The organism is Streptomyces sp. NPDC016459 (genome assembly GCF_040632845.1).
Classification (GTDB): domain Bacteria; phylum Actinomycetota; class Actinomycetes; order Streptomycetales; family Streptomycetaceae; genus Streptomyces.
Map to the genome: position 1 here is coordinate 164,909 of NZ_JBEYCR010000003.1, position 23,955 is coordinate 188,863.

General features: G+C 68.3%; 17 protein-coding genes and 2 pseudogenes. 1 reads left to right on the forward strand and 18 read right to left on the reverse strand.

Features of this window, described 5'->3' with window-relative positions; genetic code table 11:
• Positions 1-2: 2 nt before the first annotated feature.
• From ABZ567_RS10930 to ABZ567_RS10955, 6 genes are all read right to left on the reverse strand, one after another.
• Positions 3-515, reverse strand: a complete 513-nt coding sequence (locus ABZ567_RS10930) for a MaoC family dehydratase (RefSeq protein WP_360786822.1) — start codon at positions 513-515, stop codon at positions 3-5.
• 5 nt (positions 516-520) lie between these two features.
• A complete protein-coding gene (locus tag ABZ567_RS10935) occupies positions 521-1,495 on the reverse strand; it encodes a CoA ester lyase (protein WP_360786825.1) in 975 nt (324 codons plus the stop codon).
• Positions 1,492-3,513 (reverse strand): protein meaA, encoded by a 2,022-nt coding sequence (locus ABZ567_RS10940; protein WP_360786827.1) that lies wholly within the window; start codon positions 3,511-3,513, stop codon positions 1,492-1,494. Before ABZ567_RS10940 ends, ABZ567_RS10935 begins: the two co-directional genes overlap by 4 nt.
• 14 nt (positions 3,514-3,527) lie before the next feature.
• A complete protein-coding gene (gene ccrA, locus ABZ567_RS10945) occupies positions 3,528-4,865 on the reverse strand; it encodes a crotonyl-CoA carboxylase/reductase (protein ID WP_360786830.1) in 1,338 nt (445 codons plus the stop codon).
• Positions 4,866-5,254: 389 nt separating this feature from the next.
• Complete coding sequence (locus tag ABZ567_RS10950) at positions 5,255-6,073, reverse strand: TetR family transcriptional regulator (RefSeq protein ID WP_360786833.1); 819 nt, start codon at positions 6,071-6,073, stop codon at positions 5,255-5,257.
• A 115-nt stretch (positions 6,074-6,188) separates the two neighbouring features.
• Positions 6,189-7,970, reverse strand: a complete 1,782-nt coding sequence (locus tag ABZ567_RS10955) for a 3-hydroxybutyryl-CoA dehydrogenase (protein WP_360786835.1) — start codon at positions 7,968-7,970, stop codon at positions 6,189-6,191.
• 333 nt (positions 7,971-8,303) lie between these two features.
• On the opposite strand from ABZ567_RS10955, the gene ABZ567_RS10960 reads away from it, so the two are divergent.
• On the forward strand, positions 8,304-8,909 hold the full coding sequence (locus ABZ567_RS10960) for a HEAT repeat domain-containing protein (protein ID WP_360786838.1): 606 nt from the start codon (positions 8,304-8,306) through the stop codon (positions 8,907-8,909).
• Between the two features lie 46 nt (positions 8,910-8,955).
• Here the strand turns inward: ABZ567_RS10960 and ABZ567_RS10965 are convergent.
• From ABZ567_RS10965 to ABZ567_RS11020, 12 genes and pseudogenes are all read right to left on the reverse strand, one after another.
• Positions 8,956-9,437, reverse strand: a pseudogene (locus ABZ567_RS10965) (RidA family protein).
• 83 nt (positions 9,438-9,520) lie between these two features.
• Positions 9,521-11,221 (reverse strand): alpha/beta hydrolase, encoded by a 1,701-nt coding sequence (locus ABZ567_RS10970; protein ID WP_360786841.1) that lies wholly within the window; start codon positions 11,219-11,221, stop codon positions 9,521-9,523.
• A 133-nt stretch (positions 11,222-11,354) separates the two neighbouring features.
• Positions 11,355-12,293 (reverse strand): annotated as a pseudogene (locus tag ABZ567_RS10975) (Rv2578c family radical SAM protein); the annotation flags it as partial.
• 588 nt (positions 12,294-12,881) lie between these two features.
• Entirely contained in the window at positions 12,882-13,115 is a 234-nt protein-coding gene (locus ABZ567_RS10980; RefSeq protein ID WP_360786844.1) for a hypothetical protein, read from the reverse strand.
• Between the two features lie 300 nt (positions 13,116-13,415).
• A complete protein-coding gene (locus ABZ567_RS10985; RefSeq protein WP_360786846.1) occupies positions 13,416-14,264 on the reverse strand; it encodes a helix-turn-helix transcriptional regulator in 849 nt (282 codons plus the stop codon).
• A gap of 13 nt (positions 14,265-14,277) precedes the next feature.
• Entirely contained in the window at positions 14,278-14,802 is a 525-nt protein-coding gene (locus ABZ567_RS10990) for a DUF6879 family protein (protein WP_360786849.1), read from the reverse strand.
• Positions 14,774-15,016 (reverse strand): hypothetical protein, encoded by a 243-nt coding sequence (locus ABZ567_RS10995; RefSeq protein ID WP_360786852.1) that lies wholly within the window; start codon positions 15,014-15,016, stop codon positions 14,774-14,776. Before ABZ567_RS10995 ends, ABZ567_RS10990 begins: the two co-directional genes overlap by 29 nt.
• A gap of 305 nt (positions 15,017-15,321) precedes the next feature.
• Positions 15,322-20,058 (reverse strand): peptidoglycan DD-metalloendopeptidase family protein, encoded by a 4,737-nt coding sequence (locus ABZ567_RS11000; RefSeq protein WP_360786855.1) that lies wholly within the window; start codon positions 20,056-20,058, stop codon positions 15,322-15,324.
• Complete coding sequence (locus ABZ567_RS11005) at positions 20,058-20,306, reverse strand: hypothetical protein (protein ID WP_360786857.1); 249 nt, start codon at positions 20,304-20,306, stop codon at positions 20,058-20,060. Before ABZ567_RS11005 ends, ABZ567_RS11000 begins: the two co-directional genes overlap by 1 nt.
• 770 nt (positions 20,307-21,076) lie before the next feature.
• The gene (locus ABZ567_RS11010; RefSeq protein WP_360786860.1) at positions 21,077-21,424 is read right to left on the reverse strand and encodes a hypothetical protein; all 348 of its coding nucleotides are present in this window, start codon (positions 21,422-21,424) and stop codon (positions 21,077-21,079) included.
• A 13-nt stretch (positions 21,425-21,437) separates the two neighbouring features.
• On the reverse strand, positions 21,438-22,289 hold the full coding sequence (locus tag ABZ567_RS11015; RefSeq protein WP_360786863.1) for a hypothetical protein: 852 nt from the start codon (positions 22,287-22,289) through the stop codon (positions 21,438-21,440).
• Positions 22,290-22,879: 590 nt separating this feature from the next.
• The gene (locus tag ABZ567_RS11020) at positions 22,880-23,455 is read right to left on the reverse strand and encodes a hypothetical protein (RefSeq protein ID WP_360786866.1); all 576 of its coding nucleotides are present in this window, start codon (positions 23,453-23,455) and stop codon (positions 22,880-22,882) included.
• Positions 23,456-23,955 lie beyond the last annotated feature (500 nt).

A 23,955-nucleotide genomic window follows, 5' to 3' on the forward strand; every position in this document is an offset into this window, starting at 1 on the left:
GGCTACTTCCCCTGTTCCTTCAGCTCCGGGCGGCCGGGCTGCTCGCCGCCGCGCGCTTCGATGTACTCGGCGGTCGGGACCATCACCTTGCGGCGGAAGACGCAGACGAGGGTGCCGTCCTGCTTGTAGCCCTTGGTCTCGACGTAGACGATGCCGCGGTCGGTCTTCGACTTCGACGGGGTCTTGTCGAGGACCGTGGTCTCGCCGTAGAGGGTGTCGCCGTGGAAGGTCGGCGCCACGTGCCGCAGCGACTCGATCTCCAGGTTGGCGATGGCCTTCCCGGAGACGTCCGGGACGGACATGCCGAGCAGCAGCGAGTAGATGTAGTTGCCGACGACCACGTTCCGCTTGAAGTCGGTCGTGTTCTCCGCGAAGTTCACGTCCATGTGCAGCGGATGGTGGTTCATCGTCAGCAGGCAGAAGAGGTGGTCGTCGTACTCGGTGACCGTCTTCCCGGGCCAGTGCTTGTAGACGGCGCCGATCTCGAACTCTTCGTAGGTGCGGCCGAACTGCATGGGTCTCAGGCCTCCGGGATCTCGAACTTCGACGTGCGCTGCATGCCGGCGGCGCGGCCCTTGCCGGAGATGACCAGGGCCATCTTGCGGGAGGCCTCGTCGATCATCTCGTCGCCGAGCATCGCGGAGCCCTTCTTCCCGCCGGCCTCGGACGTGTAGTAGTCGTACGCGTCGAGGATCAGCTCGGCGTGGTCGTAGTCCTCCTGCGAGGGCGAGAAGATCTCGTTCGCGGCGGCGACCTGGTCCGGGTGCAGCACCCACTTGCCGTCGAAACCGAGGGCCGCGGCACGCCGGGCGACCGCCTTGTAGCCCTCCTGGTTCCGGATCTGGAGGTAGGGGCCGTCGATCGCCTGGAGGTTGTTGGCGCGGGCGGCCATCAGGATGCTCATCAGGATGTGGTGGTACGCGTCCGCCGGGTAGCCGGGCGGCTGCTCGCCCACGACCAGCGACTTCATGTTGATGGAAGCCATGAAGTCGGCCGGGCCGAAGATGATCGTCTCGACGCGCTGGGAGGCCTGCGCGATCGCGTTGACGTTGTTCAGGCCCTGGGCGTTCTCGATCTGCGCCTCGATGCCGATCTTGCCGACCTCGAAGCCCATCGTCTTCTCGATCTGCGTCAGCAGCAGGTCGAGCGCGACGACCTGCTGGGCGTCCTGGACCTTCGGCAGCATGATGCAGTCGAGGTTCTGGCCGGCGCCCTCGACGACCGTGACGACGTCACGGTACGTCCAGTGGGTCGTCCAGTCGTTGACCCGTACGACCCGGGTCTTGCCGGTCCAGTCGCCCTCGTTGAGGAACTTCACGATGGTGTGCCGGGCCTCGGGCTTGGCCAGCGGGGCGCACGCGTCCTCCAGGTCCAGGAAGACCTGGTCGGCGGCGAGGCCCTGGGCCTTCTCCAGGAAGCGGGGGTTGGAGCCGGGGACCGCCAGGCAGGAGCGGCGGGGGCGGAGCCGGTTCACCGGGGAGAGGCTGCTGGTCATGCGGGGACCTCCGTACTTTCAAGGGGGCTGAGCTTGTTGGCTGTGCGGATCTCGTCGACGATACGGCCGATGATCTCCGTGATACCGAAGTCCTTCGGTGTGAAGACGGCGGCCACACCCGCCCGCTTCAGTTCTGCGGCGTCGGCGTTCGGGATGATCCCGCCGACGATGACCGGGACATCGGTCGCGCCCGCCTCGCGGAGGCGGTCCAGGACGTCCGGGACCAGTTCGGCGTGCGAGCCGGAGAGGATCGACAGACCGACACAGTGCACATCCTCGGCGAGGGCCGCGTTCACGATTTGCTCGGGGGTCAGCCGGATGCCCTGGTAGACCACCTCGAAACCGGCGTCACGCGCGCGTACGGCGATCTGCTCGGCCCCGTTGGAGTGACCGTCCAGGCCCGGCTTGCCGACGAGCAGCCGCAGCCGCCCGCAGCCGAGCTCCTCGGCGGTCCGCGCCACCTTCTCCCGTACGAGAGCCAGGGGTGTGCCCGCCTCGGCCGTCACCGCGACCGGGGCGGAGGACACGCCCGTCGGGGCGCGGAACTCGCCGAAGACGTCCCGCAACGCCCAGGACCACTCCCCGGTCGTGACGCCCGCACGCGCGCACTCCAGGGTGGCGGCGAAGAGGTTGCCGTCGCCGGCAGCCGTCGCCTTCAGCTGCGCCAGGGATTCCTGGGCGCGGGTCTCGTCGCGGTTGTCGCGCCACTCGTGGAGGGCCGCGACGACCCGCGCCTCGTTCGCCGGGTCCACCGTCATGATGGCGGTGTCCAGGTCGGCGGTGAGGGGGTTCTCCTCGGTCGACTGGAAGATGTTGACGCCGATGATCTTCTCGTCGCCGGCCTCGATCCGCGCCCGCCGCTCGGCGTGCGAGGAGACCAGCTGCGACTTGAGGTAGCCGGACTCGACGGCGGCCATCGCGCCGCCCATCTCCTGGATCCGCTCGATCTCGGCCAGGCACTCCTCGGTGAGCGAGTCGACCTTGGCCTCGATGACGTGCGAGCCCGCGAAGATGTCCTCGTACTCCAGGAGGTCGGACTCGTGGGCGAGGACCTGCTGGATGCGGAGCGACCACTGCTGGTCCCAGGGCCGGGGCAGGCCGAGGGCCTCGTTCCAGGCGGGCAGCTGCACGGCACGCGCGCGGGCGTCCTTGGAGAGGGTGACGGCCAGCATCTCCAGGACGATCCGCTGGACGTTGTTCTCCGGCTGGGCCTCGGTCAGACCGAGCGAGTTGACCTGCACGCCGTAGCGGAACCGGCGCTGCTTCTCGTTCTCGATGCCGTACCGCTCGCGGGTGACCTTGTCCCAGATGCGGCCGAAGGCGCGCATCTTGCACATCTCCTCGATGAAGCGGACGCCCGCGTTCACGAAGAACGAGATGCGGGCGACCACCTCGCCGAAGCGGTCCGCCGGGACCTGCCCGGAGTCCCGTACCGCGTCGAGCACCGCGATCGCGGTGGACATCGCGTACGAGATCTCCTGGACCGGAGTGGCTCCCGCCTCCTGCAGGTGGTAGCTGCAGATGTTGATCGGGTTCCACTTCGGGATGTTGTTCACCGTGTAGGTGATCATGTCCGTCGTGAGGCGGAGGGAGGGGCCGGGCGGGAAGACGTGCGTCCCGCGCGACAGGTACTCCTTCACGATGTCGTTCTGGGTGGTGCCCTGGAGCCGGGTGACGTCCGCGCCCTGCTCCTCCGCGACCACCTGGTAGAGCGCCAGGAGCCACATCGCCGTGGCGTTGATGGTCATCGAGGTGTTCATCTGGTCCAGGGGGATGTCCTGGAACAGCCGGCGCATGTCACCGAGGTGCGAGACGGGGACTCCGACCCGGCCGACCTCGCCGCGGGCGAGGATGTGGTCGGGGTCGTACCCGGTCTGCGTCGGCAGGTCGAACGCGACCGAGAGGCCGGTCTGACCCTTGGCGAGGTTGCGCCGGTACAGCTCGTTGGACGCCTCGGCGGTCGAGTGACCGGCGTACGTCCGCATGAGCCACGGCCGGTCCTTCTGGCGCTCAGTCATCTATGCTCCCGGGCTCAGATGTTGCGGAAGCGGTTGATGGCGTCGATGTGCTTCTCGCGCATCTCCGGGTTCCGCACGCCGAGGCCCTCCTGCGGGGCGAGCGCGAGGACGCCGACCTTGCCCTGGTGCAGGTTGCGGTGGACGTCGTAGGCGGCCTGGCCGGTGTCCTCCAGGGAGTAGACCTTCGACAGGGTCGGGTGGATCTTGCCCTTCGCGATCAGCCGGTTGGCCTCCCAGGCCTCGCGGTAGTTGGCGAAGTGCGAGCCGATGATGCGCTTGAGCGACATCCACAGGTAGCGGTTGTCGTACTCGTGCATGTAGCCCGAGGTCGAGGCGCAGGTGGTGATGGTGCCGCCCTTGCGGGTGACGTACACACTCGCGCCGAAGGTCTCGCGGCCGGGGTGCTCGAAGACGATGTCGATGTCCTCGCCGCCGGTGAGCTCGCGGATGCGCTTGCCGAAGCGCTTCCACTCCTTCGGGTCCTGGGTGTGCTCGTCCTTCCAGAACTTGTAGCCCTCGGCGTTGCGGTCGATGACCGCCTCGGCGCCCATCGAGCGGCAGATGTCGGCCTTCTCGGGGGAGGAGACGACACAGATCGGGTTGGCGCCGCCGGCCAGGGCGAACTGGGTGGCGTACGAGCCGAGACCGCCGCTCGCGCCCCAGATCAGGACGTTGTCGCCCTGCTTCATGCCGGCGCCGTTGCGGGAGACCAGCTGGCGGTACGCGGTGGAGTTGACGAGGCCGGGGGAGGCCGCCTCCTCCCAGCTCAGGTGGTCGGGCTTCGGCATCAGCTGGTTCGACTTGACCAGGGCGATCTCCGCCAGGCCGCCGAAGTTGGTCTCGAAGCCCCAGATGCGCTGCTCGGGGTCGAGCATCGTGTCGTTGTGGCCGTCCGAGGACTCCAGCTCGACCGAGAGGCAGTGGGCGACGACCTCGTCGCCGGGCTTCCACGAGTTCACGCCGGGGCCGGTGCGCAGCACGACGCCCGCGAGGTCGGAGCCGATGATGTGGTACGGCAGATCGTGGCGCTTGCTGAGGTCGCTGAGCCGGCCGTAGCGCTCCAGGAAGCCGAAGGTCGACACCGGCTCGAAGATCGAGGTCCAGACCGAGTTGTAGTTCACCGAGCTGGCCATGACGGCGACGAGGGCCTCACCCGGGCCGAGCTCCGGCAGCGGCACGTCGTCGAGGTGCAGCGACTTGCGCGGGTCCTTGTCGCGGCTGGCGAGCCCGGCGAACATCTCCGTCTCGTCCTTGTGGACGGTGACCGCCCGGTACGACTCGGGGAGCGAGATGTTCGCGAAGTCGGCGGACGTGGAGTCCGGGGACTGGATCGCGTCCAGGATGTCCTTCACGGGGGTGCCTCCGGCGGTGCGGCGTCCGAGGGGGACGCGCTGAGGGTTACGTCTTGGTTGCTGCTGTGGAGGTGTGCCGTCGGTTCGGCGGGTGGAGCGGTGGCGGCGCCTGTGGGCGCGAGGGGTGCCTGTGACGCAGGCGTCCGGGCGCACAATCACGATCGCTTGTGGGGACAGCCGGCGCACGAGGAGACCTCGGCGCGCCGGCCGCCCGGACACCATCAACGTATGGCACGCCGTGTCACGTGACAAGGCACTGCGTGCCAACAATTTCACTCATATGCAATCCGCCGGTCACATGTGAGCGATGATCGATCGAACGGGGGATGAAAACGGACGAAGGCCGCCCCGGGTGGGGGCGGCCTTCGGCGTGGAGGTGGGGCGGGAGGTCAGCGGGTGCGCAGAGCCTGCTGGATCGTGCGCATGACCTCGTCCAGGGGTGCGTCCGTACGGGCCACGGCGACCACCACGTCGCCCTCCGTGGAGGCCATGGCGACGGGGGCCGGGGGAGCCGGCTGCGCGGAGGTGGTGGGCCGCGCGCCTATGCCCGAGCCGAAGGTCTCCCGGACGATGGCGAAGGCGTGGTCCAGCTGGGACTCCACGTCGCCCTGGCCGCCCGCCCGCAGCCAGCGGCGCAGGACGTGGTTGTGGGCGGTGACGACCGCCGACGCGGCCACCTCCGCGAGCAGCGGGTCGTCGTTGCCGTCGTGGTGGTCACGCTCGTCGAAGTGCCCGAGGAGATAACGGGTGAACAGGCGCTCGTAGCGGGCCACCGAGGCGATCTCCCGCTCCCGCAGTGTCGGCACCTCACGGGTGAGGCGGTACCGCTCCACGGAGACCGCGGGGGACCCCGCGTACATCTTCATGACTTCCTTGATGCCCCGGCACACCGTGTCGAGCGGGTGCTCGTGCGGCGGCGCCGCGTTCAGCACCGCCTCCGCCCGCACCAGCGTGTCGTCGTGGTCGGGGAAGATCGCCTCTTCCTTGGAGCGGAAGTGGCGGAAGAAGGTCCGCCGCGCGACCCCGGCCGTGGCCGCGATCTCGTCGACCGTCGTGGCCTCGTACCCCTTGGTCGCGAACAGCTCCATCGCGGCGGCGGCCAGTTCCCGGCGCATCTTGAGCCGCTGCGCGGCGGCACGCGTGCCGGCCGCGCTCTCCGGAGCGTCGGACAGGGAGGTGGCACGGGGTGTCTTCGCGGCCTTGGGCATGGTCCGAACGTACTGCATCGGAGGGAGAGTGTGCCCAGGTGGGGGCGGGGAGCCACCCGGGGCACCGACGGTGCCCGGTGGGCTCAGCAGACCGCCCCATCCGGCCGTTCCGGGATCAGCGTCGGGCATATTCGCGGAAGCCGCGCCCCGTCTTGCGGCCCAGGCAGCCCGCCGCCACCAGGTGCTCCAGGAGCGGAGCCGGGGCGAGACCCGGGTCGCGGAACTCGCGGTGCAGCACCTGCTCGATCGCCAGCGAGACGTCCAGGCCGACCACGTCGAGGAGCTCGAACGGCCCCATCGGGTAGCCGCCGCCCAGCTTCATCGCCGCGTCGATGTCGTCCAGGGTCGCGTAGTGGTCCTGGACCATCTTGATCGCGTTGTTCAGGTACGGGAAGAGCAGCGCGTTCACGATGAAACCGGCCCGGTCGCCGCAGTCCACCGGGTGCTTGCGGATCCTCGTCGTGACCTCGCGCACCGTCGCGTGGACGTCGTCGCCGGTCAGGACCGTACGGACGATCTCGACCAGCTTCATCGCGGGCGCCGGGTTGAAGAAGTGCATCCCGATGACGTCCTGCGGGCGCGAGGTCGCGCGGGCGCAGGCCACGACCGGCAGCGAGGAGGTCGTGGTGGCCAGCACGGCGCCCGGCTTGCAGATCTTGTCGAGCCGCGCGAACAGCTCCTGCTTGATCGCCAGGTCCTCGGCGACCGCCTCGACGGCCAGGTCGACCTCGGCGAAGGCGTCCAGGGTGCCCGCCGCAGTGATCAGGGCCAGCGTCGTGTCACGGGCCTCGGCCGTCATCCTGCCCTTGTCGACGGAGCGGGCCAGCGACTTGGCGATCCGGGCCTTGGCCGTGTCGGCCTTCTCCTGGGAACGGGCGGCGAGCACGACCCCGTACCCGGCCTTGGCGAAGACCTCGGCGATGCCGGAGGCCATGGTGCCCGAGCCGGCGACGCCCACCGAGCGGACCTCACGTCCGGCGGCGGCCTCCGCGGAGCCGAGCGGGGTCAGCGCGTCCCGCACCACCTCCCCGGAGCCCGGAGCCTCGTACGTGTAGAAACCGCGGCCCGACTTGCGACCCGTCAGGCCGGCCTCGCTGAGCTGCTTGAGGATCGGGGCGGGGGCGTGCAGCCGGTCGTGCGAGTCCGCGTACATGGCCTCGAGGACCGTACGGGCGGTGTCGACGCCGATCAGGTCGAGCAGCGCCAGCGGGCCCATCGGCAGACCGCAGCCGAGCCGCATGGCCGCGTCGATGTCCTCGCGGGAGGCGTACTTGGCCTCGTACATCGCCGCGGCCTGGTTCAGGTAGCCGAAGAGCAGCCCGTCCGCGATGAAACCGGCCCGGTCGCCGACCGCAACCGGTTCCTTGCCGAGGTCATGGGCCAGTCGGGTGACGGCGTCGACGGCCCGCGGGTCGGTCAGCACGGAGGAGACCACCTCGACCAGCTTCATGGCCTGGACCGGGGTGAAGAAGTGCAGGCCGAGGACCCGCTCGGGGTGCGCCGAGTCGGCGGCGAGCCGGGTGACGGAGAGCGCGTTGGTGCCGGTGGCCAGGACGGCGTCGGGCCGCACGATGCCGTCCAGGGCCCGGAAGACCTCCTGCTTCGCCTCGTACGACTCGGGCACGACCTCGATCACCAGGTCCGCGTCGGCGGCCGCGTGGAGGTCGGAGAAGGTACGGAAGCGGGCCAGGACGTCCTGCCGCTCCTCCTCGGTGATCCGCTCGCGGGCCACCGCACGGGCGGTGGAGGCCTCCAGGGCGGCGACGGCCTGGGCGGCGGCGGTGTCGCTGATGTCGATGCCGATGACCTCGCGGCCGGCGCGCGCCAGGACATCGGCGATACCGGTGCCCATGGTGCCGAGACCGACGACGGCGATGGTGGAGAGAGGGGTGTCCATCAGGGGACTCCTGAGAGGAAGAGTGACGACTGAGGGCAGTACGTACGAGGGCGATACGCGCGGAAGGTGCCGCTGAATTGCACGAGGAGAAGTCGTGCGGGAGAAGGCCCGAAGAAAAGGGCGGTGCCCGGTGAAAGGGGGCCGACGGACTCTGTCCCGGAGCCACGTCGAAACTGCCGAACCGACGAAACGCTCACAACGGCTGCGTCACCAGGCCGAAGTGAGAAGCGCGGGTGGTGTCCCGCTCACCTGAGACTAACCGGCGGGTAACGAGCGCGCCAGTCCCGCGAAGTCGGGGAAAATGTGATCTGGATCGCGGATAGGCTCGGATTCATGGAATACGCGGACGATCCGGAATTCTGCTCGATGATCGATCGATTGCGGGAAGAGATCGAGAATGACTCCGGAGAGATCCCGACGGCATTCGAACACCTTCTGCGAACGGCCGACCCCGAGGAACTGCACGGCGTCCTCACCGCACCCGCGCAGCCGCTCTGGGCCCACGAGATCGCCGCCTACGTCCTCGGCGTCGCCGGGGACCCCCGCGCCTTCGAGGCGCTGGTGCTCCTCCTCAACCACCGCGACCCCGAGCGCTGCGTCACCGCGGCCCACGCCCTGGTCCGGCTCGGCGACCCGCGCACCGCCCGCGCCGCCGCCGCCCTCGCCACCAACGAACTCCGGGTCGCCTACGCGCTGCTGCCGGTCCGGCTGCTCGCCGAACTCCGGGCCCCCGAGTCCGTCCCGGCCCTGATCACCGTCCTCGAACGGCGCCTTCCCGCCGACGACCCCCACTGGCGGGTCGGCCTCGCCTGTGTCGAGGCCCTCGGAGCCCTCGGTGACCCCCGGGCCCGCCCCGCCCTGGAGGCCGCGCTCCCGCACCCCCGCCTCGGCGCGGCGGCCGAGCGGTCCCTGACCCGGCTCGCCCCGGCGGCCGAGTAGCCGACGGGCAGACGGACAAGGAGGCAGGCGGGCGGGTAGGCGCGCGTCAGCGGAGCAGCCGGAGTCCCGCCCCGGCGTCGCCGAGCGCGTCGAGCTCAGGTGCCCGCTCCCGCGTCCGCTCCGGCCGCTTCTCCGGCACCAGGGCGAACGCCTCGATCTCCAGGAGCAGTTCCGGCCGGACCAGCGCCGACACCTGCACCGCCGAGCTCGCCGGCAGCGGCGCCCCCGCGAAGTACACGTCCGCGCCTCCCGCACCGCGGGCAGGTGGGCGACGTCCGTGACGAAGTACGTGAGCTTCACGACGTCCTCGAACCCGGCGCCCGCCGCGGCGAGGCAACGGTCCAGGTTCGCGAAGACCTGGCGGGCCTGCGCCACCGCGTCCCCCTCCCCGACCACCGCGCCCGAGGCGTCCAGGGCGCACTGGCCGGATATCGCGACGAAACGGCCCGTCCCCCAGACGACATGGCTGTACTGCGGGCTGGCGGCGACCCCGGCGGGTGCGGGGACGTGGGTGAGGTGGCTCGTCATGTCGGACATCCTCGCGCACGCCACTGACAGTGCCCGCCACCCCCTCAGGGGCGCGGGCACGGTCAGCGGGTGCACGGACTACGTCAGCGGACGTGTCCGAGGAGCCCGTGCAGGGTGGCGCCGGTCGACTCGGCGCGCGGGGCACCGGCCCGGCTGCCCGACCTCTGCCCGGTCTTCGTCCCGGCCTCCGCCCCGATCTCCGTGCCGGTCTTCGCCGCGGGCCCGGTCTCCTTCTTCGTCCCGGTCTTCGTCCCGGCCGGGGCGACCAGGGCCGGTTCCGGCTCCGGGAGCGTCGCGCAGACCGCGTCCACCTCGGCGTCTCCCTCGGCGCGCGGGACCTTGCCCGTGGCGAGGTAGGCGGCCAGGTGCTCGTCCATGCAGTCGTTGCCGCCGAGCGTCACCCCGTGGTTCCCGCCGCCCTCCTCGACGACCAGGCTGGAGCCGCGGATCAGCCGGTGCAGGGCGACCCCGCCCTCGTACGGCGTGGCTGCGTCGTCCGTCGCCTGGAGGATCAGGACCGGCGGCACCTGGTCGTTGGTCACGTCCGGCGGGCTGAGGGACTCCACCGGCCAGAACGCGCACGGGGCGTTGTACCAGGCGTTGTTCCAGGTGGAGAAGGGTGCCTTGGCGTGCACGTCCCAGTTGTCCTTGCGCCAGACGCTCCAGTCGCGGGGCCAGGCCGCGTCCCGGCACTGCACGCTCGTATAGACCGAGTAGCCGTTGTCGGCGGCGGCGTCGGCCTCCCCGTACCGCTCGTACGCCTCCGTCAGCGGCGCCGCGTCCGCGTCGTTGACGTAGGCGGAGAAGGCGGTCGCGAGGCGCGGCCAGTAGCCGTTGTAGTACCCGCCGGGCAGGAAGGTGTCCTCCAGCTCGCCGGGGCCGACCTTGCCGCCGGCCGGAGCCTCGCGCAGCGCGTCGCGCATCCGGTACCAGGCCGCCTCGACCGCCGCCGGGTCGGTACCCAGCTTGTACACGGCGTCCTGCCGGGCCACCCAGGCCATGAAGTCCTTGTGACGGGTGTCGAAGGCGTAGTCCTGCGCGATGTTGTCCTCGTACCAGACGCCGTGCGGGTTGACGACGGAGTCGAGCGCCATGCGCCGCACCCGGTCCGGGTGGAGCCGCGCGTACACGGCGCCGAGGTACGTCCCGTACGAGTAGCCGAGGTAGTTGATCTTCGGGGCGTCGAGCGCGCGCCGGATGACGTCCAGGTCCCGTGCGGTGCTGACGGTGTCGATGTACGGCAGCACGTCCGCGTACTTCTCGCCGCAGGCGTCGGCGAAGTCCTGCGCCCGCTCGACCGCGGCCCGCTCGCTGTCGGCGCCGCGCGGCACCGAGTCCGGGCGCACCGGGGCGAAGTGGCCGGGCCTGCAGTTCAGCGCGGGCTCGCTCTTTCCGACCCCGCGCGGGTCGAAGCCGATGACGTCGTACTCGGCGGCCACCTTCGGGGGCAGCGCCGCCGCCACGTACCCGGCCATGGTCCGGCCGCTGCCGCCGGGCCCGCCGGGGTTCACGAGCAGCGGCCCCTGGAAGGTCTTCGCGGTGTGCGGGACCCGGGTGAGGGCGAGGGTGATGGTCCGGCCGGCCGGGTCGTCGTGGTTGAGGGGCACCTTCAGGGTGGCGCACTGGAGCTTCGGGTACGCCTGCGTGGCGCAGCCGGTCCAGGCGAGCGGGGGGAGCGGGCGGGGGGCCGGTTCACCGGCGCCCGCGGCGGCGGCGGGCAGGACGGTGACCGTCCCGGCGACCAGCGCTCCCGCGGCGATCAGCATTCCTGCGCGTGGGGTCATAGGGCGTTTGTGTCCCGAACGGGCCGCGTTGGGACCTGTTTCGCCGAGAGTTGACCCGAACGGAGGGAGATCCGACGGCGTGTCAGGTGAACGGTCGGATGATCGGAGGAGGTGGCGGGAGGGTGACTGGGGGTCAGAGGAGGGTGAGCTGTTCCGGGGCGGCCGCCGTGTCCGCGTCCTCCGGTACGGGTATCCGGCGTGCCGCCCCCCGGTGCGCGGGTCCGATCCCGAACTCGGCCGCGAGTTCGTGCACCTGACGGGTAATCCGGCGCTGGTACCAGGTCGGCGCGTAGGCCCCGTCCGCGTACATCCGCTCGTACCGGCCCACCAGGCCGGGGTGGTGGCGCCGCAGCCACTGCATGAACCACTCGCGGGCCCCCGGTCGCAGATGCAGCACGAGCGGGGTGACCGAGCTCGCCCCCGCCTCCGCTATCGCCCGGACCGTGTCGCGCAGCTGCTCGGGCCGGTCGCCGAGGAAGGGGACCACGGGAGCCATCAGGACCCCGCAGTCGATGCCGTGCTCGCCCAGGGTGCGGACCACGTCGAGGCGGCGCTGCGGCGAGGGGGTGCCCGGCTCGACCGTGCGCCACAGCTCCTGGTCGATGAAACCGACGGAGACGGAGATGCCGACCTCGGTGACCCGGGCCGCCTGGGTCAGGAGGTCCAGGTCGCGCAGGATCAGCGTGCCCTTGGTGAGGATCGAGAACGGGTTCGCGCGGTCCCGCAGGGCCGTCAGGATGCCCGGCATCAGGCGGTAGCGGCCTTCCGCCCGCTGGTAGCAGTCCACGTTGGTGCCCATGGCGACGTGCGCACCCTGCCAGCGGGCGGAGGCGAGCTGGCGGGTCAGCAGCTCCGGGGCGTTGATCTTGACGACGATCTGGGAGTCGAAGCCGAGTCCGGTGTCGAGGTCCAGATGGCTGTGGGTCTTGCGGGCGAAGCAGTACACACACGCGTGCGTGCAGCCCCGGTAGGGGTTGACCGTCCATTCGAACGGCATCCGGGAGGCGCCCGGCACCCGGTTGAGGATCGAGCGGGCCCGCACCTCGTGGAAGGTGATGCCCCGGAACTCGGGGGCCCCCGAGTTGTCCCCATAAGCATGTCACAGACCGTCCGGACACGAGGAAGCCCCGGCCATCCTCCACGGGGGGAGAGGACGACCGGGGCGGTCAGGGGTGGGGCTGGTTCGACGTCGGCCGCCTCCTCCCCTACCGGGGTCGGACTGGCGCCAAACCGTCAAACCAGATGGACTTTTCAGGAAGCCCTAAGGAGGTCTATAGGGTTTCTTATATTTCTCTTCAGTTTGACCCTAGAAAAGAGAAATATGAGGGAAAACCGCCTCTGAGCTGGGGAAACGTGGCGATGGACTCAGGGTCAAAATTGACCCGTCCGCCTGCGATTCTGACCCTGCGCGGGACGAGGACGCCGCTCGACGTTGCACGGACGGGGAGCGGCGCCGACCTCACATCCGCAACCACACCCCGCCCGCTCCCGGCACGGGCGCTCGCGAGACGCACCGCGCGGGCCTGGCTCCGCTCCCCCGGCATGGGATCGTCCCCGCAGTAAAGGCCGGCCGGAGGAGCGGAAATCTAGAGCTGAGCGACTATCAGCGCAACGGTGCAGATCCAGACCACCGCGCTGACAGTCACCACCACGGCGTGCCTCATTCGGTGCGCACCACCACGGCTACGTCCTCGAACTTCCGGGCGAAGATGCCGTGCCCGGTGGCGCCCGTGTGCGCCATGCACTCGACGTCGGCCTGTTTGACGTCGGCCGTTGGCGCGACTTCCCACGTGCAGTCGGGATTCAGGCACCGGGCCGTGGCGGTGACTTCGGAGTCGGGGTGCCTGGTGATGCGGTGCGTCACGAACCGCATAACCGTCCCGACGGCGCTCACGGCTTCACCGACGTTACGGGCGTGGTGTAGACCTGGATTGCCCGCATCTCCGCCTGTGTCGGCGGGCGCAGCTCCTCCGGTGGGACCGACCACTCTCGCCCACCACCGGGCGGACGGAGATAGACACTTCCCTCGTACCGGTCGACCACACGGCCGATCCGCCCGTCTGCATCGACCGCGTACCGGCTCCTGGCCGGCCGCCACTGCTCTTCGGACATTGCACACCGTCCCCTCTTCGTCTCTGACGGTAAGAGGCACGGGGAGGCGGGTTCCACGAAGTTCTACAGAGTTCTACGCAACCTAGGAGGGGGCGGGAATCGATCCCGCGATGATCCGGTAGGCGTCGGGCCCGAACACCGCAGCACGCGTCATCTCGGCGTGTGCAGTGACGTACTGAGCGACTTCGGTCGGCGCCGTGATCGTCAGCGACGCTGTCAGCAACTCCACGAAAACCGTCTCGTCGTCATACACGCTGAAGGTCTCTACCGGCCACATAGCGCCCGCGGAGGCCGGGATGACACCGAGCGAGACGGCGGGATACCGTGCTGCGTCCAAGAGATGGAGAAGTTGTTCGGTCATGACGTCGGCGCTACCGACGCTTCGACGTAGGGCCGCCTCCTCCACCACGAAGGAGTACGTTCGGCCGGCTTGCTTAATGATCTTTGACCGCTCGACTCGGGCGGTCGCTGCGTCGTTGACGTCGTCAGGCGTGCCGTGGAACCGCGCGATGCTCCCCAGGAGGGCCGCCGCGTATCCGTGGGTCTGGAGGAACCCGGGGATAACGGTAGAGCTGTAGACGCGAAACTGACGCGTTCGCTCGTACAGCGGGATGCGGGACTCCTGGAGCCGTCGCAGGCCCGAGCGCTGCACCCGGCGCCACTCCATATACATGGAGTCGGCTGTCCGGTTGGCTGCCAGGAGATCCGGGATCCTGTCCTCTGCGCCGCACGCGGCGCACCACTCACGGATGTCGTCGTCGGACGGGGGCGTCGTGGCGCTCTGAAGCCGGGACACCTTCGACGGTTGCCAGCCCGCGCGTGCAGCGACGTCCCTACCCGTCAAACCGGCGTCGCGGCGAATCTCGCGGAGTTGATCCGCTATGGCACGGCGCGCGGCGTCGAGAGCCGTTGACGGGTAGGGGCTGTTCATCAGTGTGAGTCGCTCAGATCCGGTATTCCTGGTGTGGGATGGCGCGTTCCCAGATGGCTTCGAACGCCTCAGCGTGGCGCTTCACGACGTCGGCCCCGTCCTCCATGACATCAGCGACGAACCGTCCGTCGCCTCCGAAGAGGCTGAAGCGGATGAGTCGGTCATCGAAGATCCACAGGTCGTTGCCCGGGAGGAGCAAGTCCGACGCCAGGCGACGAGGCAGCCACCGCACCTCTTCGCTGGCCGCGAGGTTCTGCGGCGTGCAGGCGTGCTCGAACTGCACGTACTCACTCAGCGGTTCCGAAACGACGCGAGCGCGACGCACGAGGACACCACGGCTTACAGCGTCGGCAACCGACTGATGGAACCCGTTCCACCACGACGATCGGTCGCGGTGGTCGTACCTCCACCCGTCACGCCACGCTGCAAACTCGGCGTCCTCTTCCACGACCCCGTAGACGTCGCGCGTCTCCAGGTGAACCGCCGAGCGGCTACAGCCGGCGAGTAGCTCAGCGAACGGCGGCACCTTCGGCGACATCGCACGCCTCCCTGATCTGCTGCACCATGCGGACGGGCAGCCGGACGACTGCCTCAGTGTCGGGAATCGATCCCGTCGCAAGGCATTGTGCCTGGAGTACCTCGTCCGCCTTCCATCCCTGGAACACGAACTCTCCCTTGTCCTCGTCGAGCCACACCGTGGGGCAGTGGTCGCCGTTGGTGTTGGGGTCCTTGCCGAACGAGCGTAGAGCCATGGTGTCCTCCGTCGTCACGTGGATTGCGCAATGTTCTACGACCATCCTGCCTACGGACGAGACCGTCAAGGGTGCCTAGATGGGAAAGCCCAGCGCCCGCATGTGACGCCGCCAGAGCCTCCCGTGCTCCGGGGTGCAATACCGCTTCAGGCGGCCCGCTCCCGTCGTCTGCGGCACATCGGACCCGCAGTGCAGGCAGGTGGCTGGTCGCTCCTTGACGGAGATCAGGGTGTTCATCGTGTTGCCTCTCGAAGTAGGGGCCCCGCGGCTCCATGTCGGATCCGCGGGGCGTGTGGTGTTGTGCGCTAGCCAGTGCGCCCGTAGTTGAGTGCGGACGCCGTCGCCTCATCCCGGAGTTCAATCCGGGTGTCGACGATGTCCGTGATTTCGCGGTCACCGACGTAGACGTGAACGTCGGCCTGGAGCTGAGTCGGCCGTCCTCCCCCGCCCTGGAGCGACGCAGCCTGGCGGACCATGGCCGTCGAGTCGTTGTGGCTGTAGACCTGCGTCGGGTGGAGGAAGCGGACCAACTCGGGCCCACGCTCGCCGACCCATGCCAGCTCGCCGACGCCAGGGAACCCACCGGCGGCGTAGCCACCCGGACGCCCGTAGGCCGCCGGGAGCGAGCCGTAACGGTCCGTGGCGTAGCGCATCGACGAGTAGATGTTCGCCAGAGGGTTCGTCGAGACGCCGTGGAGCTTCGGTCCGACGTTGCGCATCTGGCCGGCGAAGGCTTCGAAGGTGGGCCTGATCAGTTGCATGAGGCCTACCGACGGTGTGCCGTTCTTCGCGTTGATGTCCCAGTCATTCACCGCGTTGGGGTTACCGCCGGACTCCTGCCGAAGACGTCGGAGCGTCACGTCCGCGTGAGCGGCGGGGTTGCCGGTCATCCGGAGCGCCTGGAGCACGACGCTCCGCCAGCGCTCGACGCCGGAACCGCCTCCGCCACCGCCCGTCAGGAACGGCATGGGGTCGACGCTGACACCGTTCCGGCGCGCCTCCAGGTGGAGGTGAGGGCCAGTGACGTTGCCGGTCGCACCGACACGGCCGATCGTCTGGCCCGCCCTGACCTCATCGCCGACCCCCGTCAGCATCTCGGACATGTGGGCGTACAGGGAGGACATGCCTCCACCGTGGTTGACCATGACGTGGTTGCCGTAAGGGCCACCACCCTGTGCCATGGCGACACGACCGCCGGCTACGGACCGGATAGCGGTACCGATTGCGGCGGGGAAGTCGAGACCGGTGTGTCGGCCCGACGACCACATCGAGCCGCGCTGACCGAACGGGGTGCCGAACGGTGCGTCAACGGGCCTCAGCCACGTCGAGCCGCCTCCGCCCGGTCCCCCGCCGAAGCCGAGGAAGTCGAGCGCCTTGGTCTTCAGGCCGTCGAGCATCTTGACGGGCAGCTTCGCGACCTCACGGGCCCACGGGTTCGTCAGGATCGACGCCATTTGATCCGTGATGATCCGCTTGGCGTCGCCGAAGACTTCGAGCGGGTTACTGAAGAATTCACCGACGTCGCCAGCACGGTCCTTCAGCCATCCGACGATGCCGCCTTCGGCGTAGCCGCCCTGGAATGCGGAGAGGGAGTGACCGTTCATCGCAGCCTGGTTGACCGCGTGGAGTCGGGCCCGCTCGTAGGGGTCACGCATCGCTTCGGAGACGTACACGCCTTCGCCGCGTCGCATGGGGACGAGCTGGTCGTCTCCCTGCCTCCACGTCGACTGCCCGGGGAGGATGCCGCCTCGTGCGAAGCCCTTGAGGTCCATTGCCTTCAGGGGGTCGACGCCTGTGATATCAGCGACTCGGTTCCATACCGGCACGATGCCGTTGTTGTATACCTTGTCGATGATGAAGCGAACGGGCTTCTTCGCGATTTCCGCGACCTGATCCCATGCCTTCTTGATGGAATCCTTGCCGAATCCGAAGGAGTCCGCCACGGACTTCATAGCCGACTTAACCTTGTCGAAAGCGGGCTTGATGCCGACGTCGTAAAGCCACTCCGCCTTATCTGCAATCCATGTGAACACCGGACGGAGGATCTTCTCCCACGCCCACGTTGCGACGGTGGCGACATCCTTGAGAACCTGCGTGAACTGCCTGAAGGCGGGCTTGATCCCATGCTCCCACAGCCAGATCGCTGCTTCTCCGATCCAGCGGAAGACAGGCTGAAGAACGGTCTTCCACAGCCACCCCGCGATGACGCCCACGGCCTTGAAGGCCAGGTAGATCGGGGTCAGGACGGCTACGACTACGATCGTGAAGAGGAGCTTCGCCGCTTCCCAGATGAACCTGAAGACGGGCTGGAGTACGACGTCCCACAGCCAGACGGCGATGTCGCCGACTCGCTTCATCACCCACCAAATGCCGTCGAAGACAGGCTTCAGGACGGTCGTCCACAGCCATGAAACGGCGACGCTTACGGCCTCAACGACGAAGTCAACGGTTTCCCTGAACCACGTCCAGTTCTTGTACGCGTAGATCACGCCTGCAACAAGCGCGGCCACGGCCACAGCGATTGCCATGATTAGCGGGACGATCCCCGTCGCCGCGAGGGCCGCTGACCAGCTCCATGTTTCCATCGCTGCGAGCGCCACGGCTGTGTTGTAGATGCCCATGGCTAGGCCGAATGCAGCCATTCCGACGCTGATTGCCTTACTGGCCGCCCACAGCCCCCACAACGTCTGGACGAATCCCGGCATGTTCGTTGCCAACCACGAAACGGCGTCGAACAGGGGCTTAACAACGGCGATCAACGCGGCTGAAACGGGTGCCATTGTTTGCGACACCGAGATAAGTGCCGTCAGAACACTCCCGACGAGCGCCCCAACGCTTGGTGCATTTTCCTTGACGTAGTCTAGGAACTTCTCAAACGCCGGGCTGCCCTTCAAGCTCGTGCCCCACTTGGCAAATCTCTCCGTGATCGAGTCAGAACGTGCCGCAATCCCATCCATTCTCGGAAGGAATGCGTCGATGACTCCGGCAATGCCCTTGATCACGTTCCCGAACGCCACACCGAAGCCGACGATCGCAGGCTCCACGTTGTCGGCAAGATCCTTCTTGAACTCCTGCCAGAACGGCGCCTTCAACTGCGCAGACGCCTTGTCCATGAGCGTCTGAATCGCACTCGACGCACCAAGAACCAGCGGCGTCAGGCCTGGCAGGGAGTTCTTCGCTCCGTCGACGCCCCGTGTGAAGATGGGTAGGACGTGCGGCTGAAGCGCCGTCGACCACTCCTTGAAGGCCGTCTTGATGCCCTTCGGGCCTGCGATGGAGTCGTACAGATCCCGCTGTGCCGGCGTCAGCTTCGCGAGGGCTCGTTCGTATTCCTGCTGCTTGGTGATCGCCGTCGCCGTCGCGGAGGCACCCGACATGCGGGCGGACGCTACGCCGCGTTCCGCGGATGCGATGGCCTCCGACGCAGCTACCTGAGCGTTGGCGGCGTTCTCCACGGAGTCCGCTACCTTGCGCTGTGCGTCGGCCAGGTCAGCCTGTATCTGGAGCTGCACGCGCGCCGCTGCTTGCTGCGCGTCGGCTACGTCCTTCGCCTCGTCCGCAACCTTCCGGTTGGCTTCGGCGACCCGCTCCGTAGCGGTAGTGACGCGCTCCTGTGCACGGACGACCTCGTCGGAACCTTTGACAGACGCCCTTGACTGCTTCAAGCTCTCGGCGCGGAGTTCCTTGATCTCCTCGCGCTGCCGCTTGAGAGTGTGCTCCGCCTCGTCGGCCGCGAGCTGCGCACGCTCACGCTGGAGGGCCGAAGCCTTCGGGTCCCGCATTACCCGGGCCAGTTCCTCCTGAGCTTCCTTGACGCGCAGGACCGAATCCCGCTCATCGAGAGAGGCATCCTCCAGGCGGACGGACAGCTCGCGGCGCTGCTTCTCCAGCTCCTCGCGCTGCTTGGCCAGTTCCTCCGACACCTCACGGTGAGCCTTGGCGAGATCCTCCTCCGCTTTCAGCGCGTCGCGCTTGGCGTCAGTGAGGGATCGCTCAGCGCGTTCGACGGATTCAGCCGCCTGGCGTCGCTGGTCTGCGGCCCGAATGCCGACCTGCGCGAGGGCTCGTTCCGCATCTTCGATCGCCCGATTGGACTGGACGATCGTGCGCTCCGCATTACGATGAGCAGTCGCCAGGGAGGCCTGTGCGCCCGCCAGTTGAAGCGCCTGCGACGCTGCCTGCTGCGCGGCTCGGGCCGTCGCAGCGGAGCCACGGAGAGCCGCGTTAGCGGCGTCGTCCTGCGCGGCTGTCTGCGCCTTGAGCGCCTCCCCCACACCCTTGACGGCAGGGATAGCCGCGAGGGCGAATGCACCGAAACCGGCGCCGGCAGCCGTCGCCATAGTGACCACGGATCCGAGACCCGCAGCAATCACGGGACCGAGGGGGATGGCGAGGAGGACAGCCATTTGGATGCCGAGGGCGATCAAAGACGAGCGAGCGCCGCTCGTGTCGACGTCGACGTCAAGGTCGATGTCAGCGGCATCCACGGCTGCGATCTCGGCTCGTAGCTCCGCCAGGGCTGCGCGTGCCGTGGCGGTGTCGGCGCGTACTGCGATGTTCGGGTGCGACGCTCCGAGCCGCTGGAGTTCGGCGTCGATCGCCCGGACCTGCGCCTCTGCGGCCGACACGTCGATGTCGATACCAATGCGCTTATTGGAGAGCTGTTCCATGCGCGCCCGGAGGCGTGCAAGTTCGGCATCTACGCCCGTGTCGGAGACACGGACATCGAGACGGGGCATAGCGCGGAAGGCCGCTTCCAGCTTCGTCCGCAGGCTCCGCGCGAATGCACCACCTGTATCTGAGCCCTGCCGGCTCGCCTGACGCTGCGCAGCCTGGCCGCCTGCCTGAACTGCTTGCGGAAGTGCTGGACCAACCTGCCGGACGATCGCGTCGGCCATACGGTCACCGAGGATGCGGCCAGCCTGTTGGCCGACCCGTTCCGCAGCGGGGATGACGACCCGCTCCATGTGACGGTGGAAGGTTGGCGCGATGGGTACGACGTCGACACCGACACTGCCCACGATGTCGTGGTCGACGGCCATCAGACGATCTCCGTTGGCTGTGCGCGCCCGTTCAGCACGGCGTCCAGGGTGAACATCTGCTTCGCCTCCCACTCAACCCGGGGCGACCACGGGGCCTGTGCGAGCGCGAGGGCGTACTCCGCCCACATCCGGCAGAGAGCGGAGCAGTACGGGTCGATGACGATGTCACCCGTGGTCGTCATCGTCGGCATCGGTGCGAACGCGCAGTTCGGCCGCAGGCAGACAGTCGGGTCGTCTGGGTCGGTCATGCTGATACCTCTCGGAAATGCCGGAGGGCCCGCAGCACAGTGGCTGTGGGCCCTCCGGGGAGTTGGCAGTCGTGTCACGTTTTTAGGCCTGCGACCTGGGCTTATGTGCTGGTCGAGCAAATCTCCTCAGACCGTCGACGCAGGATCCTTGATCGTCGAGCGAGCGTGATCCATCACGTCCATGCCTCGCTGGCCCCCTGACGGGCCCGTATTCGGCCTTTACGAGGCTCCTGCGGGCGCCATGGCGGCATCCCCCAGACCCGTACAGACAGAGAGGACCAGCACCTGTACGGTCTTGAGGTTTTCCGGCAGGGGGTCACCCCCCCCTGGTCCGGGCTAGTCGATCTTGGCTGCGAAGCCGGCTCGCGGCAGGCGTCAACTGCCTCTGCTAGGCTGCTCTCAGAGCCACTCGGAGCGTAATTCGAGACACCACCCAGGGTGATCCCACTGGGACGCGTCAGCCACCACGGAGACGCCGCCTGACAGACATTGGATGTCCGTCAAAGGGATCACGCCTCGTGTGGAAGTCCCCGCGACGGTTGACGCCTCGTGGAGGCCAGCCCATGTGGGCCACGCTCACCCCTCTCGCCACACTCGCCTACTGCCTGACGGTCGTATGTCTGACGGCCATCGCCCTAACACTCGTCATCCTCCGCGGATCGGCCCCTGCCGAGCGTCCACCCATCCTGCGGGCAGGAGCTCACGTCGTACGTGCATGGGCAGACGCCCTGCGGTTCTGGCGTCGACGCTAGGCGGCTAGCTGTTGGCGTTCACCGGTTCTCCCACGTTGTGCGGCTCTCCGTGAAGGGGTTGCGGGTGGGCGTCGGCAGATGCCTCTTCTTCTCTGGCCGCTTGCCGTCCTCGTCGAGCCCGTGCCGATCTCGGTAGAGCGCGGCGCCAGCGCTGACGCCTCGTCCTCCGCTGCCAACGTCGACTCCACGGGGACCGCCGGAACGGTAGACCGGTGCGGGCGGCTCAGGGGTACCGAAGGCTTCGAGGAACGCCACAGCGTCCGCGCTCAGTTCCTCAGGAGTCTCGCCGCGCAGGAACGCGCACATGGGCGGAGTCAGCCCGTGCGCTTCGCCGGCCGCGAGCTGTTCGGGAGTGGGGTCGTTCATGGGTGCTGCCTCTCTACTTCAGGGTGAGGTCGGGGTTGCGCTCGTGGCCGTGGCGTACCGGCTCCGGATGCGCAGGGGTGATCCGCTCGCGCGGGGTGTAGTCGATGACGGAGTCGTCGGGGACGCCGCAGTCGGTGATGTCCTCGGCCTCCAACGCGTCAAAGCTCGTCGGCACCCACACGTTGGGGAGGGTGGAGATGTACACGAGATAGTTGACGTCGTAGTAGCCCGACGTCATGGCGCGCATGACGTCGTCGGGGACGCCGTCGGGTGCGATGCCCGCCGCTTCGAAGTAGCCCTTCTCGCGGAGCTCCTGGAGGCGGTGGCCGTCGCCCAGGGGCCTCAGGATGTCGAACTGGGCCTGACGGATGTTGCGCAGCGCTCCCAGCATGTCCGTGAGCGTCTTCCACGCCGCAGGAGCCTTACCACCGCGCTGGATAGCCTCTTCCGCGGACCGGGCGCCGTTCAGGTCGGCGGCTGGCTTCTTCACCTCTGCCAGGAGCTCCGCCAGGCGCTTGCCGAGTGCTTCGAGGGCCGTCTCCGCGCCGTCAGTGCTCCGCAGGTAGTCCAGGTGAGCCCGAAGACTCCAGACGCCCTCATTGAGCCCCAGAACCTCCGACTCGGCCTCCAGCGCGCCTCTGTAGGCGTCGGCTGCGCGCTTCCCGATGTCGTCAGGGAACTCCGCGCCGGCGCGCATCGCCGTCACTGCGTCGTCGAACACCTTGCGACGGGCAAGATCGGGGCTCAGGACGTCGCCCAACGCACTGCGGCGCTCCTCCAGCTTGCGGAGCTGCGTCTCTGCGTGGACGACGTCCGGGACGGCGCTCCATGCCGCCCGATACTCGGGGTTGTTGTGGTCTCGCATGTGATGGCCTCTCGGTTGATTCGGGGTACGACAAAGCCCCCTGCCGATCGTCGGCAAGGGGCTGGCGGGGCTGTTCGCCTCAGGCAGGCGTCCAGTGGTCTGTAGTGGCGAAGTAGGAAGCGCGCTCTACGCGCTGCTCTCTCTTGCGCTCCAGGATGGTCGGGGCGTTCTCTGCGTACCGCACTCGCTCCTCTGCGGCGCGACAAGCCTTGCAGCGTCGACGGAGTCCCTGAGGACTCATCGAGTCGTGCGCGTAAAACTCGTCAGTGCGGGGCAGTCGGCGACCGCACGGCCCGGTGCAGGGAGGCGGGCCCTCCACGTCGCGGTACTGCATATGAACTCCTGTCCTGGCTTATAGGCTTCCTGCCGTTTTATGGGCCAAAAGGACAGGCGCCACCCGACTACGGATGACGCCTGAAGTCATCGCCCCTGCGACGGAGCGCACCACCGCTCACGGAGGAGAGAGCGTGGCGCGAATGGCGGCTCAACGCCGCAGGGACGGAGCGTCAGCCGGGAAAGGCGGCCGGCGACGCAGCGCAACAGGGAGGGCGACTGTGCGGCGCCCTCCCCTTCTCTATGTAACGCGAACGTCAGGCGGCGTCCCTAAGCGTCCGCATCCGCTCCCGAGCGGCCGCCCTGCGCCACTCAGTAGCGCACTCGTCCCCACACAGCCGTCGCCATCGCCGGCGCTGACTCGCCGGGCGACGCTGCACGAACTCCTCAGAGCACCGCAGGCATTCACCCCGCCAGACCTTGAAGGACCCTTCCACTGTGACGTGCCCGCCGTCCGTGCCCCAGGAGGCTCCTTCGGGCGCCTGTACCTGACGTGCTGCGAACGCCTCCGCGATCGACGGATCTACGCGAACCACCACCTCACCCACGACGGGAGGGACGATGTCGTTTCTGCGACCCGACGGCCGGTGCCGCTTCGGGCGGTCCTCCTCGTCGAGCCCCGCGTCCTCCCACTCCTCGAAGTGCCGGGCGCCGAACTCCTCGTCGGGCAGGTCGTCGAGCGGGTCTCGCCCGCTGAGACCTCTCCACGGCATGCGTCCGGGAGACACATAGGCGCCGTCCGTCTCCATCTCCAGCGCCAGGTGAGCCAGCTCTTCAGCCTCGTGCCCACGGCGTGCCCTGCGGAGTGAAGGAGCTCCGGAGTCGTCGTGCACAGTGATCCTCGCTTCGTCGCGGAGCGGCGCGCGGTGCGCCGCTCATGGGGTAGTTATGGGGCGGTGGCGCGAGTTTGTGACGCGGGCCCCGCTACATGAGTTATGTAGGGGTAGCTTGGAAATGTTTGGTGTGAGGTCGGTCATCCTGTCCGCCGCATCCCAAAGGCCACTCTCCGTAACGAGGCCTGCAAAACGTCGAGCGCAGGCCAGTTGGCGGCGGCGGGCTCGTGTGCACCCCTGGGGCCCTTAACCCTGTTCACGCATCCCCGGATAGCTTGACCGCCGGTTCGGGCCTCTGAGACCGCTTTACGGGCCGTCTCACGCCTCTTGCGCCTCGCCCTTCCGCGTCCCGCTGCGTCGGATGGGCGTCCGGGTCAGAGCAGGGTCCAAAAAGGCAAACTAACTACCTTTCTCACTTTCTCCTTAACGCGTTAGAGAGAAAGGTGAAGTAAGGGCAAGAAACGACACTTTCGACCCCGCGCGCGGACGACGAGGACGCC